This is a genomic window from Pigmentiphaga soli, from assembly GCF_039541095.1.
GTDB lineage: Bacteria > Pseudomonadota > Gammaproteobacteria > Burkholderiales > Burkholderiaceae_B > Pigmentiphaga > Pigmentiphaga soli.
In genome coordinates, this window is record NZ_BAABFO010000014.1 from 62,508 (window position 1) to 77,844 (window position 15,337).

The 15,337-nt window shown below is 72.5% G+C and carries 15 protein-coding genes; 13 read left to right on the forward strand and 2 right to left on the reverse strand.

Going from position 1 to position 15,337, the window contains the following annotated elements:
• Nucleotides 1-56: 56 nt before the first annotated feature.
• Complete coding sequence (locus tag ABD927_RS15120; protein ID WP_345250666.1) at nucleotides 57-1,118, forward strand: 2,5-dihydroxypyridine 5,6-dioxygenase NicX family protein; 1,062 nt, start codon at nucleotides 57-59, stop codon at nucleotides 1,116-1,118.
• Here the strand turns inward: ABD927_RS15120 and ABD927_RS15125 are convergent.
• On the reverse strand, nucleotides 1,096-1,947 hold the full coding sequence (locus ABD927_RS15125; RefSeq protein WP_345250667.1) for an NAD(P)-dependent oxidoreductase: 852 nt from the start codon (nucleotides 1,945-1,947) through the stop codon (nucleotides 1,096-1,098). The two genes, ABD927_RS15120 and ABD927_RS15125, sit on opposite strands and share 23 nt — an antisense overlap.
• Before the next feature lie 41 nt (nucleotides 1,948-1,988).
• Entirely contained in the window at nucleotides 1,989-4,319 is a 2,331-nt protein-coding gene (locus tag ABD927_RS15130) for a heavy metal translocating P-type ATPase (RefSeq protein WP_425570262.1), read from the reverse strand.
• Nucleotides 4,320-4,583: 264 nt separating this feature from the next.
• Here ABD927_RS15130 and ABD927_RS15135 point away from each other — a divergent pair, with 264 nt between their 5' ends.
• The 12 genes from ABD927_RS15135 to ABD927_RS15190 all read left to right on the forward strand — a co-directional run bounded on the left by ABD927_RS15135 (nucleotide 4,584) and on the right by ABD927_RS15190 (nucleotide 15,318).
• Nucleotides 4,584-5,309 carry a response regulator gene (locus ABD927_RS15135; RefSeq protein ID WP_345250669.1) on the forward strand — a complete coding sequence of 242 codons (726 nt, stop codon included), beginning with the start codon at nucleotides 4,584-4,586 and terminating at the stop codon, nucleotides 5,307-5,309.
• Nucleotides 5,294-6,454, forward strand: coding sequence for a sensor histidine kinase (locus ABD927_RS15140; protein WP_345250670.1), 1,161 nt, complete (start codon nucleotides 5,294-5,296; stop codon nucleotides 6,452-6,454). The genes ABD927_RS15135 and ABD927_RS15140 overlap by 16 nt, the downstream gene beginning before the upstream one ends.
• 131 nt (nucleotides 6,455-6,585) lie before the next feature.
• Nucleotides 6,586-7,980, forward strand: coding sequence for a TolC family protein (locus ABD927_RS15145; protein ID WP_345250671.1), 1,395 nt, complete (start codon nucleotides 6,586-6,588; stop codon nucleotides 7,978-7,980).
• Complete coding sequence (locus ABD927_RS15150; RefSeq protein WP_345250672.1) at nucleotides 7,977-9,113, forward strand: ABC transporter permease; 1,137 nt, start codon at nucleotides 7,977-7,979, stop codon at nucleotides 9,111-9,113. Before ABD927_RS15145 ends, ABD927_RS15150 begins: the two co-directional genes overlap by 4 nt.
• Before the next feature lie 12 nt (nucleotides 9,114-9,125).
• Nucleotides 9,126-9,992 (forward strand): ABC transporter ATP-binding protein, encoded by an 867-nt coding sequence (locus ABD927_RS15155; protein WP_345250673.1) that lies wholly within the window; start codon nucleotides 9,126-9,128, stop codon nucleotides 9,990-9,992.
• Complete coding sequence (locus tag ABD927_RS15160; protein ID WP_345250674.1) at nucleotides 9,989-10,918, forward strand: HlyD family secretion protein; 930 nt, start codon at nucleotides 9,989-9,991, stop codon at nucleotides 10,916-10,918. The genes ABD927_RS15155 and ABD927_RS15160 overlap by 4 nt, the downstream gene beginning before the upstream one ends.
• On the forward strand, nucleotides 10,911-11,630 hold the full coding sequence (locus ABD927_RS15165) for an MtnX-like HAD-IB family phosphatase (RefSeq protein WP_345250675.1): 720 nt from the start codon (nucleotides 10,911-10,913) through the stop codon (nucleotides 11,628-11,630). Before ABD927_RS15160 ends, ABD927_RS15165 begins: the two co-directional genes overlap by 8 nt.
• Nucleotides 11,627-12,691, forward strand: a complete 1,065-nt coding sequence (locus tag ABD927_RS15170; protein WP_345250676.1) for an alpha/beta hydrolase — start codon at nucleotides 11,627-11,629, stop codon at nucleotides 12,689-12,691. The genes ABD927_RS15165 and ABD927_RS15170 overlap by 4 nt, the downstream gene beginning before the upstream one ends.
• Nucleotides 12,684-13,058 carry an EamA family transporter gene (locus tag ABD927_RS15175; protein ID WP_345250677.1) on the forward strand — a complete coding sequence of 125 codons (375 nt, stop codon included), beginning with the start codon at nucleotides 12,684-12,686 and terminating at the stop codon, nucleotides 13,056-13,058. The genes ABD927_RS15170 and ABD927_RS15175 overlap by 8 nt, the downstream gene beginning before the upstream one ends.
• A 4-nt stretch (nucleotides 13,059-13,062) precedes the next feature.
• The gene (locus ABD927_RS15180; RefSeq protein WP_345250678.1) at nucleotides 13,063-13,458 is read left to right on the forward strand and encodes a DMT family transporter; all 396 of its coding nucleotides are present in this window, start codon (nucleotides 13,063-13,065) and stop codon (nucleotides 13,456-13,458) included.
• Nucleotides 13,445-14,749 (forward strand): DegT/DnrJ/EryC1/StrS family aminotransferase, encoded by a 1,305-nt coding sequence (locus tag ABD927_RS15185; protein ID WP_345250679.1) that lies wholly within the window; start codon nucleotides 13,445-13,447, stop codon nucleotides 14,747-14,749. The genes ABD927_RS15180 and ABD927_RS15185 overlap by 14 nt, the downstream gene beginning before the upstream one ends.
• 98 nt (nucleotides 14,750-14,847) lie before the next feature.
• Entirely contained in the window at nucleotides 14,848-15,318 is a 471-nt protein-coding gene (locus ABD927_RS15190; protein WP_345250680.1) for a VOC family protein, read from the forward strand.
• Nucleotides 15,319-15,337 lie beyond the last annotated feature (19 nt).

Sequence of the window (15,337 nt, forward strand, 5' to 3'; positions counted from 1 at the left end):
TGCCCCGCAGCGCCGCCGCCCCGAATGCCTGAATCCCCGTCGAGGAAGACAACGCCATGAGCAAGCAACTGGTCAATCCCGCAAGAATCCCCGATCTGTTCCGCAAGCAGTTCGAACTGTGCCGCGTCGCCGCCGGCGAAACGGTGGTCCTGCTGACCGACGGCTCCACCCGCCGCGACTACGTGCAGGCGGCGCAGGTCGCCGCCGAGGACCTGGGCGCCAGCGTGTACGAGCTGGGCATCAGCACCTCGCCCGCCTGGCTGCACATCGGCGTCGACGTCATCGGCAAGGCCAAGGGTCTGATGGAAGCGCTGTGCGCCGCCGACCTGATCTGCGTGTTCCATCCGCCCAACTTCGCCGGCTGGCAGAAGCGCGTGCGCGAGGCCGGCGCGCGCGTGCTGTCGATCGGCGATTCGCCGGACGTGCTGGCCAGGCTGATCTCGCCGCCCGGATTGAAGGAGGCCGTCCAGCACGCCTCCGCGCTGTGGGGCAAGGCGCGCGAGATCCGGCTGCTGTCGGACGCCGGCACCGACCTGTCGTGGCGGCGCGGCGAATTCAAGGTGAAGGAGCAGTACGGCTTTGCCGAACTGCCGGGCCGTTTCGACGCCTGGGGCGCGGGCCACATCACCAACTTTCCCGACGAGGGTTCGGCCAACGGCGTGGTGGTGCTGAGTCCGGGCGACATGTGGATCCTGCCGTACATCCGCGCCATCGAGAGCCCGGTGCGGCTGGAAGTGCGCGACGGCTTCATCCGCAGCGTGGAAGGCGGGCTGGACGCCAAGGCGTTCCGCTACTGGCTCGACAGCAACAAGCGCTCGCCCGACGACCTCGATCCCTACGCGGTGTCGCACCTGGGCGTGGGGCTGCACCCCGGCGGCCACTGGGACCAGATCATGCGCCACGGCAACAATTTCGACGAACTGCACATCATGGCGCGGGTGTTCAAGGGCAATTTCCTGTTCTCCACCGGGCCCAATACGGACATGGGCGGCAAGCGCGATACCAAGGGGCATATCGATACCCCGATGTGCGACTGCACCGTGCTGCTGGACGGCGAACCGCTGATGGAGCGCGGGCGCTTCCTGGACGAGAAGCTCAACGTGCCGCCGGCGCGCTGAGGCGGTCCACCGCGGTGGCGATCGCGCTCCAGTCCACGTCCGGACCTTCGTGCTCCAGCGTGTCGAGCAGGTGGGCCTTGACCAGTTCCAGCAGCGGCATCGCCGCGCCCGCGCCGTCGGCCGCTTCGCCCACCAGCCGCATGTCCTTGAGCCCGAGCGGCGCGGCGAAGCCGGCGGGCCGGAAGCGCCGTTCGAGCAGGATCTCGCCGTAGACCTGGTAGACCGGGGCGCTGAACAGCGTGCCGGTCAGTACATCCAGCAGGCCGGCTTCCGGCACGCCGGATTTCCGGCACAGCGACATCGCCTCGGCCAGGGTTTCGATCGTGGCCATGATCATGAAGTTGCCGCACAGCTTGACGACATTGGCGGCGGAGGGCTTGGCGCCGATACGGAAGACCTTCTGTCCCATCGCGGCGAAGGTCGGTTCGCAGCGCGCCAGCGCGTCGTCGGCGCCGGCCGCGGCCGGGCGGCCGAACACCGGCGCGCAGACGAAGCCGCGGCCGGCTTCGGCGTGGGCCTGGGCCAGGCGGTCGGCCAGCGCGACGCCAATGGTGCTCATCGACACGTGGAGCGCCGGGCCGGCGGCGGCGAGCAGGCCGTCCGCGCCGAACACGACCCCTTCCACCGCCGCGTCGTCGGCCAGCATCGTGACGACCAGTTCGCCGGCCGCCGCCTCCGCCGGCGTGGCGGCCCGGCGCGCGCCGGCGGCCACCAGCGCGTCGGCGCGGGCGGGCGAACGGTTCCATACCGTCACCCGATGGCCCGCTTTCAGCAGGTTCGACGCCATCGCGGCGCCCATATTGCCCAATCCGATGAAACCGATTTCCATGAGATCCTCGCTGCGGTGGTGTCAGGCGGCATCCGAAGCCTTCAGCGGCCGCGGCGCAGCAGCCGCAGCGCGTTGGCCGTGACCAGCACGGTGGCGCCGGTGTCGGCCAGGATCGCCATCCACAGGCTGGTGACGCCCAGCAGCGTCGTGGCCAGGAAGACGGCTTTCAACCCCAGCGCGATGCCGATGTTCTGCCAGATGTTGGACAACGTGGCGCGCGACAACGCGATCAGCTCGGCCACGCCGGCGACGCGATCGTGCAGCAGGGCGGCGTCGGCCGTTTCCAGCGCGACGTCGGTGCCGCTGCCCATCGCGATGCCGACCGATGCCGCGGCCAGCGCCGGCGCGTCGTTGATACCGTCGCCGACCATCGCCACCGATCCATTCTGCCTGAGGGCCGCGATTTCCGCGAGCTTGGCGTCCGGCAGCAGTTCGGCCACCGGCCGCACGCCCACGGCCGAGCCGACGGCCCGCGCCGTGCGGCGGTTGTCGCCGGTCAGCATGACGGTGTCGACGCCCATGCGGTGCAACGCGCCGACGGCCCGCGCCGCGTCGTCGCGCGGTTCGTCGCGCAGCGCGATCAGGCCGGCGAGCCGCTTGCCCGACAGGACCGCGACCACCGTCTTGCCCTCTTGCTCCAGCGCTTCCAGGCGCTGCTGCAGCGGTTTTTCCAGCGGTGCCTGTTCGGCGGCGTAGCGCGGCGAACCGACCGACGCGAAGCCGCCTTTCAGGCGCGCGGTGACCGCCTTGCCGGGCACGGTCAGCGCGGCGCCGTAGCTGGCCGGCAGTTCGAGCCCGCGCGCGGCGGCTGCCGCGACGATGGCCGCGCCCAGCGGGTGGCTGGTCTTGCGCTCGACGGCGGCGGCCATCGCCAGCAGGTCGTTCTCTGCAGCGGGATGTATTGCCGGGATGCCGCCGGTGCCGGAGCCAGTGCCAGTGCCGGCGTCCGGTGCGACCGGTGCGACCGGCTCGCCGCCGGCGGCGCCGGCCACGGGCACGATGTCGGTCACCTGCGGCCGGCCGATCGTGAGCGTGCCTGTCTTGTCGAAGGCCACCGTGCGGACCCGGCCCAGCGTTTCGAGCGCCGCGCCGCCCTTGACCAGCAGGCCGCGCCGCGCGCCGGCGGCCAGCGCCGATGCGATCGCGGCCGGGGTAGAGATTACCAGCGCGCAAGGGCAGGCGATCAGCAGCGTGGCCAGCGCGCGATAGATCCAGGTGGTCCAGGCGGCCCCGAACAGCAGCGGCGGCACGATGGCCACCAGCAGCGCGGCGCCCATGGCCGCCGGCGTATACCAGCGGCTGAAGCGATCGATCAGGCGCGCGGTGGGGGCCTTGGACTCCTGCGCCTGCTCGACCAGGTGGACGATGCGCGCGATGGTGTTGTCGGCAGCCGCGCGGCTGACTTCCACGCGCAGTTCGCCGTTGGTGCTGATGCTGCCGGCATACACCTCGGCGCCGGCCGCCTTGGCCACCGGCACCGATTCGCCGGTGACCGGGGCCTCGTCAACTTCAGCCGCGCCGCCGATCACCCTGCCGTCGGACGGAACGCGGTCACCCGGCCGGACGACCACGATGTCGCCCACCGCCAGCGCGGAGGCCGGCACGCGTTCGAGCTCGACGGCGCCAGCCGCATCATCGGTGCTGCCCGCGCCCTCCGCGACGCCCGCGCTACCCGCGACACCGAGGCCGCCCGCCCGCTCGCGCAGGGCTTCGCGCGGTACCAGCGCCGCCAGCGATTCGATGCCGGCCCGCGCCTTGCCGGCCGCGATGGTTTCGAGCAGTTCGCCCAGCGCGAACAGGAACACCACGACCACCGCTTCCTCGACGGCGCCGATCAGGATCGCGCCCACCGCGGCGATGGTCATCAGCATTTCGATGCTGAACGGCGTGCCCGACACCGCGCCGGCATACGCGCGCCGCGCGAACGGGGCGACGGCCACCAGCGCGGCCGCCGCGTAGGCCCAGCGGGCGGCTTCCGGCGCGGCATGCGCCACCGTGGCGGCCACCAGGAACAGGACGCCGATGGCCGCGGTCAGGACGGCATTGCGGCCGCGCCACCACGGGCCGCGGGCAGGACCGGCGTGGTCGTGAGCGTGACCATGCGCATGGCCATGGTCATGCGCATGGTCATGACCGCGAGCGTGGCCCTGGCCCAGACCGTGAGCGCCGTCACGGCCGCGCGCCTGGCCGGCCCCGCCGACCGGCTTGTAGCCCAGCGTGCGGATCTTGTTTTCAATGGCGACCCGCGAAGTCCGGCCTTCGTCGAACGTCAGCGACAGGCTCTCCTGGCCATAGCTGACCTGGATGTCGCTGACGCCGGGCAGGCGCTTCATCGCGTTTTCGATCTTCAGCGCGCAGGAGGCGCAATCCATGCCTTCGATGCGCAGCTTCAGCGTATGGGAGGTGCTCACAGGTTCCGTTCCCGGAGGTGATACGACAACGATAACGGTAAACCCTGAAGTTGCTCCAAGGTCAAGGCCGCTTCGCCAGTGTCGCGGCGGCGGCATGCGCAAGCATGGCGATGCCGTGCGCGCCCGGCGTTGTAAGATAGCGGCCCGCGAGGGCCGGCGCGGACCGCCGGTCCGCGCCATGTCCGAAGCGCCCGCCATCCGGGCACGCCGTGTGTCGTGATGTCCATGTCCCTTTCTCCTCCTTCACAGGTCTCCTCCACCAGTCCGCTGGTGCTCGTGGTCGAAGACGAGTCCGGCATCGCGAGCATCCTCGACGCCTATCTGCGGCGCGACGGCCTGCGCACGCACCTGGCGTCCGACGGCCTGGAGGCGCTGCGGCTGTTCCGCCGGCTGCGTCCCGACATCGTGCTGCTCGACGTCCTGCTGCCCGGCATGGACGGCGTCGACGTGCTGCGCGCCATCCGCGACGACGGCCCCACGCCCGTGATCATGGTCACCGCGCTGGCAGACGACGTCGACAAGCTGCTGGGCCTGCGCCTGGGGGCCGACGACTACGTGGTCAAGCCGTTCAGCCCGGCCGAGGTGGTGGCGCGCGTGCGGGCCGTATTGCGGCGTTCCGGCGCGCGCAGGCAGGCCACGCCGATCCGCGTCGGGCGCCTTGAGATCGACGAGCAGGCGCACGCCGCGATGGTCCACTTCGAGGGCGGACGCTCCGTGCAGCTGCCGCTCACGCTGACCGAATTCCGGCTGCTCGCCTGCCTGGCCGAACAGCCGCGCCGCTGCTTTTCCCGCAGCTACCTGATCGAGCACTGCCTGCCCGAGAGCGAGGCGCTGGAGCGCGTGATCGACTCCCACATCTCCAAGCTGCGCCGCAAGCTGCAGGCGGCCGGGCAGGGGGAACTGATCGAAGCGGTGCGCGGCATCGGCTATCGCCTATGGCCCGGGGACTAGACCGCATCTGGGTCCGCTTCGGTCTCAGCATCGCCGCTACCGTGGTGGTCGCGATGGTGCTGCTGACCGCCGGCATGGCGCTGTTCTGGGCAGCCGAGTACCAGAATTTCTACAACGCGCTGCCATCCTCAGTGCGCTCCGAGCTTGACGACCTCAAAGACCGCGACCTCGAAGACAGCCCGCGGGCGATGCAGATCTACAGCCAGTACTGGCGCAGCGACCTGCTGTTCGGCGAGCAGGTGTCTCTGGTCATCGGCCTGGTGGTGGGGCTGCCGTTCGGCCTGGCCGTCGGGTTCTGGGTATCGCGCATCGTCACCCAGCCGCTGGCCTCCATGGCCGAAGTGGCGCGTCGCGTGGCGATCGGCGATTTCGCCGCGCGCGCCCATCCCGGCCGCGCCCGCGGCGAGATGGCCGACATGCTGCGCGACTTCAACCACATGATCGATTCGCTGGAAGGCCTGGAGCGCGAACGGCGCGTCACCGCCGCTTCCATCTCGCATGAACTGCGCACGCCGCTGGCGGTGCAGATCGCCCGCCTGCACGCCATCTGCGACGGCGTCATCCCGGCCAGCGACTCGGAACTGCGGGCGCTGCTGGACCAGGCCGAGCACCTGGGAAGGCTGGTCAGCGACCTGCACACGCTGTCGATGACCGATGCCGGCCAGCTCTCGCTGTACAGCGAACGGCTCGAGCTGGACGCGCTGGTGGGCGACGCGCTGGCGGGCTACGCGCGCCGCATCGCCGAACACGGCGCCGAGCTGGAATGGCGGCCGCCGCGCGAGCCGGGCACGGCGATCGTCGAAGCCGACCCCGACCGCCTGCGGCAGATCCTGTCCAATTTGCTGGAGAACGCGCTGCGGCACGGCGCCGCCGGCCGCTGGATCGGCGTGGCGGTCGAGGCCGAGGGCGGCTACGTGAAGCTGAGCGTGAGCGACGCCGGGCCCGGGCTGCCGGCCTGGATGCGCGAACGGCCGTTCGAGCGTTTCCCGCGCGGGCCGGGACGGCAGGGCGGCGGATCGGGGCTGGGGCTGTCGATCGTGCGCGCGCTGGCCCTGCAACTGGGCGGCGCGGTGCGCGCCGGCACCTCGGAACGCGGCGGCGCCTGCTTCACCGTCACGCTGCCGGCGGCCCCGGCAGGGGATTGAGCGGTCCGCGGTCCCGCGGCCTCCATCGTTCCTCCATGATCCGTGCACGACCGCGCAACGTTGCGCAGGCATAGTGCGGCACCTGGTTTTTTGCGCGGCAACCGCCGCGCGCGTTACCGATCGACTGCCGCGTGCCACGTTTCCTCGCCTTTCTCCCGCTCCGCCGCGGCGCCGTGGCCTTGTCCGGCGCGCTGCTGGCGGGCTGCATGGCGCCGACCATTCCCGATCTGCCGGACCGCACGCCCGCCGCGTGGACCGAGCCGCGGCCGGCCGCCGCGCCGCCGGTGGCGTTGCGCGCGTGGTGGAAGGCGTTGCGCGATCCGGCGCTCGATGCGCTGGTGGACCAAGCGCTGGCCCATAACCTCGACATCGCGCAGGCCGCCGGCCGCCTGCGGCGCGAACGGATCATCGCGGCCCGCTCGCAGGCCCGCTTTCAGCCCTCTTTCAGCGCCGGCGCGCGCACGGTGCAGAACGTCTCGGCCACCGATACCTATTTCCAGGCCAGCATCGACATGGTGTGGGAGCTGGGCCTGTTCGGCGCCGCGGAAAGCGCGCGCCTGGCAGGCGCGGCCGAGGTGCGCGCGGCCCAGGCGCGCGAGCAGGGCGTGCGCGTGGCCGTGGTGGCCGACGTCGTGCGCAACTACCTGGACCTGGGCAATGCCCGCCGCCAGGCCGCCTTGCTGGCGCGCATGCAGGCGCTGGACGAACGGGCGCTCGTCCTGGCGCAGGAGCGGGTGCGCGCCCACCTGGGCACGCCAGACGAAGGGGCCCAGGCGGTGCTGCGCGCGGCGCAGACCCGGGCCGAACAGGCGCTGGTGGGCGAGGCGGCCGACCGCGCGGCGCGCGCGCTGTCCGTGCTGCTGGGCCGCGACGCGCCGGACCCCGTCTGGCGCCAGGCCGCGCCGCCGGCGATGGCGCCGTCCTTCTCGCTGGCCCAGGTGCCGGCCGACCTGCTGCGCACCCGCCCCGACATCCAGGCGGCCGAGGCCGGGGTGCTGCGGGCGGCGGCGGCGCTGGGAATGGCGCGCTCGGCGCTGTACCCGCGCCTGGCGCTGGGCGGCTCGCTGCTGTATGCCTACAACATCACGCAGAACGTCCGCACCACTTCCGACAAGGCGCCCGCCGTCGGCCCGGTGATCGACATTCCCCTGTGGGACTGGGGCTTGCGCCGCGCGCAGGCGCGCGCCGGCGAACAAGACCTCGACACCGCCCTGACCGGCTACCGCAAGGCCGTGCTCGACGGCGTGGCCGAAACCGAAGACGCGCTGGCGGCGCTGGCGCGGCAGGGCGAGCGCGCCGCCGCGCTGGAAGAGGTCCGCCGCACGCTGGACGGCCGCCTGCAGGCGCACCGCACGCTGGCCGGCCTCGGCCTGGCCAGCGAATTCGACGGCCTGGCCGGCCGCCGTGCCGACCTGCAGGCGCAGGCCGACCTGGCCACCGCCCAGGCCGCGCAGGCGCTGGCTTTCGTCGCGCTGTACAAGGCGCTGGGCGGCGCGCCGCTGCCGGCGCCGGAGGCCGCGCCATGATCGCGCTGGCGCGCAAGACGCTGGCGTACGAGTGGCGCCGCTTCGTGCCGGTGGTACTGGCGGTCGGTTTCTCGGGCGTGCTGCTGGCGGTGCAGGCGGCGCTGGTGCTGGGCATCTTCGGCAGCGCCGCGCTGTACGTGACGGCCTCGTCGGCCGATCTGTGGGCCGGCTATCCCGGCACCCAGAGCGTGAACTTCGGCCGCCCCATCAGCCGCGACGTGGAGATGCGGCTGCGCATGGACCCGGACGTGACCGCCGTCGAGCCCTATCTGTGGGTGGACGGCGACTGGCATGCCAGCGCCGCCTCTGAAACCAGCGTATCGGTCTACCTGTCGGGCATCGCCACCGGCGCCGACGCCATGCTGTTCTCCGCCGTGCTGCCGCCGTCGCTGCGGGCGCGGCTGCGCGAACCGGGCGCGGTCATCGTCGACCCGGCCGATCTCGATACGCTCGGCGTGGGCGACGGCGGCCGCGCCTGGATCAATACGCATCCCGTGCGCGTGGTCGCCGTGGTGCAGGGGCTGCGCGGGCTGGGCGGCGTGAACGTGCTCGCCTCGCTGGACACCGCCCGGGAGATCGCCGGGCCGGACGCCGGGCGCGGCAACACCTACTACGTGGCGCGCACCGCGCAGCCGCAGCAGGCCGAGGCCGCGCTGGCGCGGCTGGCGTCCGGCGGCGGCGCCTTCGGGCCGTACGAGGTCTGGACCGCCCGCGCCTTCGCGCACCGTTCGCAACGCTACTGGCTGCTCGATACCGGGGCCGGCGTCGCGGTGTTGTTCATGGCGCTGATCGTCTGCCTGGTGGGCGCGGTCATCACCAGCCAGTCGTTCGCCGCGGTGGTGGCCGGGTCGGCGCGCGAGTACGCCACGCTCAATGCGCTGGGCGCCAGCCGAGGCGCGCTGGGCCGCGTGGTGGTCGCGCAGTCGTGCTGGATCGGCGGGCTGGGGCTGGTGCTGGCGGTGGCCGCCAGCGCGATCCTGCTGGCGGCGGCCGCCGCCTACCAGGTGCCGGTGGCGATGACGCCGGGCGTGGCGCTGGCCTGCGCCGCGCTGGTGGGCGTCATGGCCCTGTTGTCGAGCCTGGCGGCGGTGCGCGGCCTGCTGCGCGCCGACCCCACGCTGCTGCTGCGCTGAGGAGGAAACGCCATGCATGCCGCCGTCTCCACGCATCCCGCGCCGCCGCCCGCCAAGGCCCCCAGCCTGCGGGCCGACAACGTCAGCAAATCATTCCTGTCCGGCGTGGTGAACGTGCAGGTGCTGCATGCGATCACGCTCGACCTGTACCCGGGCGAGCTGACGCTGGTCTCGGGCCCGTCGGGCTGCGGCAAGAGCACGCTGCTGTCGCTGCTGTCCGGGCTGCAATGCCCCGACGAGGGCCGCACCTACGCGCTGGGGCAGGACCTCGGCACGCTGGGGCGGCGCGCGCTGGAACGCTTCCGCCTGCACCACACCGGCTTCGTGTTCCAGGGCTTCAACCTTTTTCCCGCGCTGACCGCGCAGGAGCAGGTGCAGCTGCCGCTGGGCTACCTGGGGATGGACAACCGGCGCAGCGCCGAACGCGCGCTGCGCGCGCTCGACGAAGTGGGGTTGGGCCATCGCGCCCACATGCGGCCGGCCCAGTTGTCGGGCGGCGAAAAGCAGCGCGTGGCCATCGCCCGCGCCCTCGCCAAGGAGCCGCAACTGCTGTTCGCCGACGAGCCGACCAGCGCGCTCGACGCCGAAAGCGGCCAGCGCGTGATCGACATCCTGCACCGCATCGCCCGCACCCACGGCGCCACCGTGCTGTGCGTGAGCCACGACCCGCGTCTGGTGCGCCATGCCGACCGCGTGCTCGGCATGGAAGACGGCACCATCCGCAGCGATTGGAGGGAAGGGCCTCCCCCTACGCGCTTCGCGCGCCCCCCAGGGGGCGATGCGGGCGGGCCGGCGGAGCCGGATCCGCCGCATCCTGGATGGGGGGGCGCAAGTTCGTGCGGCGTTGAAGGCGCGCAGCGCCAGGGGAAATCCATATGATTTGCGACTTGCGTCCGGACTGGCGCGCGTTGGCGCTGGCGGCGGGACTGGCGCTCGCGGCTTGCTCCGATGGGGCGGACCATGCCGCGGCCGGCGATCCGGCGGGGCAGGCTGTCGGCTCCGTCCCCGCTCCCCGCGAGGCCGCCATCGCGCGCGGCAAGATCGAGGTGCAGGGCGGCCTGGTGGACCTGTCGCCCGCCGAGGACGGCGTGGTGCGGCAGCTTGCCGTCGGCGAGGGCCAGGCGGTGCGCCGCGGCCAGTTGCTGCTGCGGCTGGCCGGCGGCACGGCCGAGGCCGACGTGCGGGTGGCCGAGTCGGAATTGCGGCTGGCCCGCGCGCGCGCCCAGGCCCGCGCCCGCGACCTGGCCGGGCTGCGCGAGGCCGCCGCGCGGCTGGACGAGGCCGCGCGCGTGGGCGCCGTCCAGGCCCAGTTGGCCGACGACGCCCGCCAGGCGCTGCGCGATGCCGAGGCCGACGCCGCCATCGCCAATGCCGAAGTGGGCGTGTCGCAAAGCCGGCTGGCGCAGGCGCGCGCAAGGCTGGCGCTGCTGGAACTGCGCGCGCCCGAGGACGGCACCGTCGTGCGCGTGGCGGCGCAGGCGGGGGCGCGCGTGGCGGCCGGCAGGCCGGCGCTGGTGCTGCTGCCGCAGCGCCCGCTGATCGTGCGCGCCGAACTCAACGAAAGCTACGTGGCCGCCGTGCGGCCCGGCATGCAGGCCACCGTGGTGCCCGATACCGACGCCGACGCCGACGCGGCGCCGCTGCCGCCGGCGCACGTGGCGCGCCTGAGCCCGCTGTACGGCAACGCCCGGCTGCAGGACGACGCGCAGCGCGGCCCCGCGCGGGTGGTCGAGTGCATCCTGGAATTCGATGGCGTGCCGCAGGCGCGCGTGGGGCAGAACGTGAGGGTCACCTTCCATGAATGACGACGGCATCCTGCGCGCGCAGCCGCGCGCTTCCACGGGCTGGGGCTGGACCATCCAGTGCGATTTCGACGGCACCATCAGCGTCGAGGACGTGACCGACATGCTGCTCGGACGCTTCGGCATGCCCGGCTGGCAGGCGCTGGAGACCGCCTGGGAGCGCGGCGAGATCGGCTCGCGCGCCTGCATGCAGGGCCAGGTGGCCTTGCTCGACATGGGCGCCGAAGAGCTGGACGCGCAGCTGCGCACGGTCGAGATCGACCCGAGCTTCCCGGATTTCGTGGCCGCCGCGCAAGAGCTCGGCATTGCCGTGCAGGTGGTGAGCGACGGCCTGGACCGCGCCATCCGCGACGTGCTGGGCCGCCACGGCCTCGGCCACCTGCCGGTGATCGCCAACCGCCTGCTGCCGGCCGGCGGGCGCCGCTGGCGGCTGGAATCGCCGTGGGCCAGCCCGGCCTGCGCGCGCGCCAGCGGCAACTGCAAATGCGAACGCCTGGCCGAACAGCAGGCGGTGCGCGGCCGCGTGCTGTACGTGGGCGATGGCAGCTCCGACTTCTGCGTGTCGGGCAAGGCCGATCTGGTGCTGGCCAAACACCGCCTGATCGACCACTGCCGCGCCCACGCCATCGCCCACGTCCCGTTCGCCGATTTCCGCGAGGCGCTGGCGCTGCTGCCCACCATCGTCGGGCCGCGGGCGCTGGAGCCGGCGGCATGAGCGCGCCCGCCCTCGGGGAGGGTGTCGCGCAGCGACAGGAGGCTACGCCAGCGAGCACGATGGCGCGGCACGAATACCTGCTCGAAGGCCATGGGCGGCACGCGCGTACCGGCGTGCTGCTGATCCACGGCCTGACCGGCACCCCCAACGAAATGCGGCTGATCGCGCGCGGCCTGAACAACGAAGGCTTCACCGTGCATGCGGTGCGGCTCGCCGGCCACTGCGGCACGCAGGACGACCTGGTGGACACGGGCTGGCGCGACTGGCTGGCCAGCGTGCGCGCCGGCGCCGACCGGCTGGCGGCCCGGGTGGACCGCCTGCTGGTGTGCGGCCTGTCGATGGGCGCGGTGCTGGCGCTCGCGCTGGCCGAGGAACGGCCGGCGCAGGTGGCCGGCGTGATCGCGCTGTCCACCACCTTCCGCCACGACGGCTGGAGCATGCCGGCCTACACGCGCCTGGCCTTCGTGCTGCCGTGGTTGCGCGCGCTGGGGATCGGTCGGCGGCGCATGTTCCTGGAACAGCCGCCCTACGGCATCAAGGACGAAGCGCTGCGCGCCCGCGTGGTGGCGCAGATGCAGGGTGGCGACAGCGCCGCCGCCGGGTTGCCGGGCAATCCGTGGTGGTCGGTGGTCGAGATGCAGGGCCTGGCCGCGCATGTCCGGCCCCGACTGGGCCTGGTGCGCGCGCCCTGCCTGGTGATCCACGCCCGCAACGACGACATCGCCTCCGCTTCCAACGCGCGCGACATCGTGCGCGGCGTGCGCAACGCGCCGGTGGAACTGGTGCTGCTCGATGACAGCTACCACATGATCACGATCGACCGCGAGCGCCGTACCGTGATCGCGCGCGTGACGGCCTTCGCGGCCGCCGTCGCGGAGGCGGGGATCGGCGCCGGCAGCGGTACTGGCGTTCGCGCCGAGGCCGGCGCGGGCACGGATGCCAGCGCGGGCCCGGCCACGGCCACGGCCATGGGCACGGCTGCGGGCAAGGCCGCTCCTGCGCCCGCAGCCGCGGGCAACGGCCCGATGCTGGCTGCGGCCACGGAGGCCGCGCATGGATGACGGCGCCTTGCCGCCGCTGGTGATGCTGCTGTGGAGCCTGAACGTGCTGGTGGACAGCGGCGGGCAGCTCGCATTCAAGGCAGCCGCGGGAGATCCGGGCGCCGGCGACGGCCTGGCGCGCTGGGCCTGGATGGCCCGGCGGCCATGGCTGTGGCTCGGCATCGGCTGCTACGTGGCGGAGTTCTTGCTGTGGCTGGCCTTCCTGTCGCTGGTGCCGCTGTCCGAAGGGGTGCTGCTGGGCTCCATCAACATCGTCGCCATCATGCTGCTGGGGCGGGTGCTGTTTCGCGAACGGCTGTCGCGCATGCGCGTGCTGGGCATCCTGCTGGTGGCGCTGGGCGTGGCCGTGGTCGGCCTGAAGGGGTGAGGCCGTGAAACGGTTCTACATCGTCGGCTTCCTCGCGCTGATGGCGTTCGACACGCTGGCGCAGATCAGCTTCAAGGTCGCGGGCGAACATGCGCTGCCGCTTGAATTTTCTCCGGCGTGGCTGCTGCGCGTGTTCGGCCAGCCATGGATCTACGGCGCCTTCGCCGGCTATCTGGGCGCGTTCTTCACATGGATGACGCTGTTGCAGCGCGCGCCCATCGGCCCGGCGTTCGCGGCCTCGCACCTGGAGATCGTCTCCGTGCTGGCCGTGTCGGCCGTCTTCTTCGGCGAAGCCGTCGGCTGGCCGCAGATGGCCGGCGCGCTCCTTATCCTCGGCGGCATTGCCTGCCTGGCCGTGAGCGAGGCGGGCGAGCACGGAGCCCGAGATGGCCGCCGCTGACCCGGCGCCATCGCAACCCGTCCACGGCACGGTCCCGCCTACCGCCGGCCTGCCGCTGCGCGCCGGCGACCTGCTGCCCGGCAATGTCCGCCTCGACGCGGCGCTCGCGCATTTCCTCGGCGTGGAATCCACGCAGATCGCGTGCTCCGGCACGGCCGCCTTCGTCGCCGCGCTGACGGCGCTTTCACGGCTGTCGCCGGAGCGCGATACGGTCATCGTGCCGGCCTATACCTGCCCGCTCATGGCCCTGGCCGTAGCCCACTGCGGCCTTCGGCTAGCACTGTGCGACCTGCGGGCCGGCTCGCCGGACCTGGATCCTGCCCATCTCCAGAGCCTGTGCGATACGCGCACGCTGGCCGTGGTGCCGACCCACCTGGCGGGCCGCGTGGCGGACGTGGCATCGGCGCTGCGCATTGCGCGGGCGGCGGGCGCCTGGGTCGTCGAGGACGCCGCGCAGGCGCTCGGCGCGCGGGTCGGCGGCCGCAGCGTGGGCCTGCAGGGCGACATCGGCTTCTTCAGCCTCGCGGTGGGGAAGGGCCTGACGATCTTCGAGGGTGGCGTGCTCCTTGCCCGCGATCCGGAACTGCGCGAGGCATGCGCCGCCGCCTTGCGCGAACAGGCCCGGCCGGCCTCGTGGCGGCGCCGGCTGGCCGGCCATGCGTGGGACCTGCGGCGCAGCGTGGAATTGCTCGGCTACTGGGCGCTCTACCGGCCCGGTCCACTGGGCTGGGCCTATCTCCGGCCACTGCGCCATGCGCTGGAGCAGGGCGATTGGGTAGCGGCCGCCGGCGACGATTTCGGCGCGTACATCCCGCTGCATGGCGTAGGGCGCTGGCGCCGCGGCGTCGGCGCGCGCGCGCTGGCGCGGCTTCCCGACTTCCTGGAACGCACGCGCGCACGAGCCCTGCGGCGCATCGCGCGGCTGGCCCGCATCCCCGGCGTCCGGGTATTGGGCGACAGCCCGGCCGCCGAGGGCGCGGCCGGCACCTGGCCCGTCTTGCTCGTGACGATGCCGACCGCCCACAGCCGCGACGCGCTGTTGCGCGAGGGCTGGGGCGCGGGCGATGGCCTGGGCCTGCCCTTCGCGCACGCGCTTGCCGACTACGCCGCCTACCGCCACGCCGTGCCGCGCGCGGCGCCCGGCGAATTGCCCCATGCGCGCGATCTGGCCTCCCGGCTGCTGTCGATCAGCAACAGCCCCTGGCTGGACGATGCCCGGTTCCACGCGGTGTGCGAGGCGGTCGAGGCCTGCGCCGACCGACGAGGGACCGCGGCACGGTCCCATGCTTGAGCAGGGTGGTCGAGCGTTACAGATCTTGGAGGCCCGCGCCTGGCGTTGTCCGCAAATTCTGATAAATATGGCGGTTCGAACCAGGAGGAGTTTCCAGCATGAGCGACGCCTACCGCAGCAAAGGGCTTTCGAGCGCAGTCTCCTATCAGGATCCAAAGGCCGCCTACCGGTGGCTCGAAGCCGCATTCGGGTTCGAGCCCCTGTTCGTCATCCTCGACGGCGATGGCAATCTTGCCCATTCCGAAATGTCGTATGGCAATTCCGTCGTCATGATCGGCAGCGAGTGGAGCGAAGATCACAGCAGCCCGCGCTCCATCGGCGGCAAGAACACGCAATCCGTCCATGTCCAGCTCGCCGAAGGCGAGGACATCGACGCCCATTGCGAGCGTGCGCGTGCGGCCGGCGCGACCATCCTGCAGGAGCCGGCAACCCAGTTCTACGGCGATCGCAGTTACCGCGCGAAGGATCCGGAGGGCCACATCTGGACTTTTGGTGTTACCGTGCAACGGATGACGCCTGAGGAATGGGACAAGGCAAGCGGGCTCACGACCCGCAAGCGGCTGGATTGAGCGGACCCGAGCAGGCCGG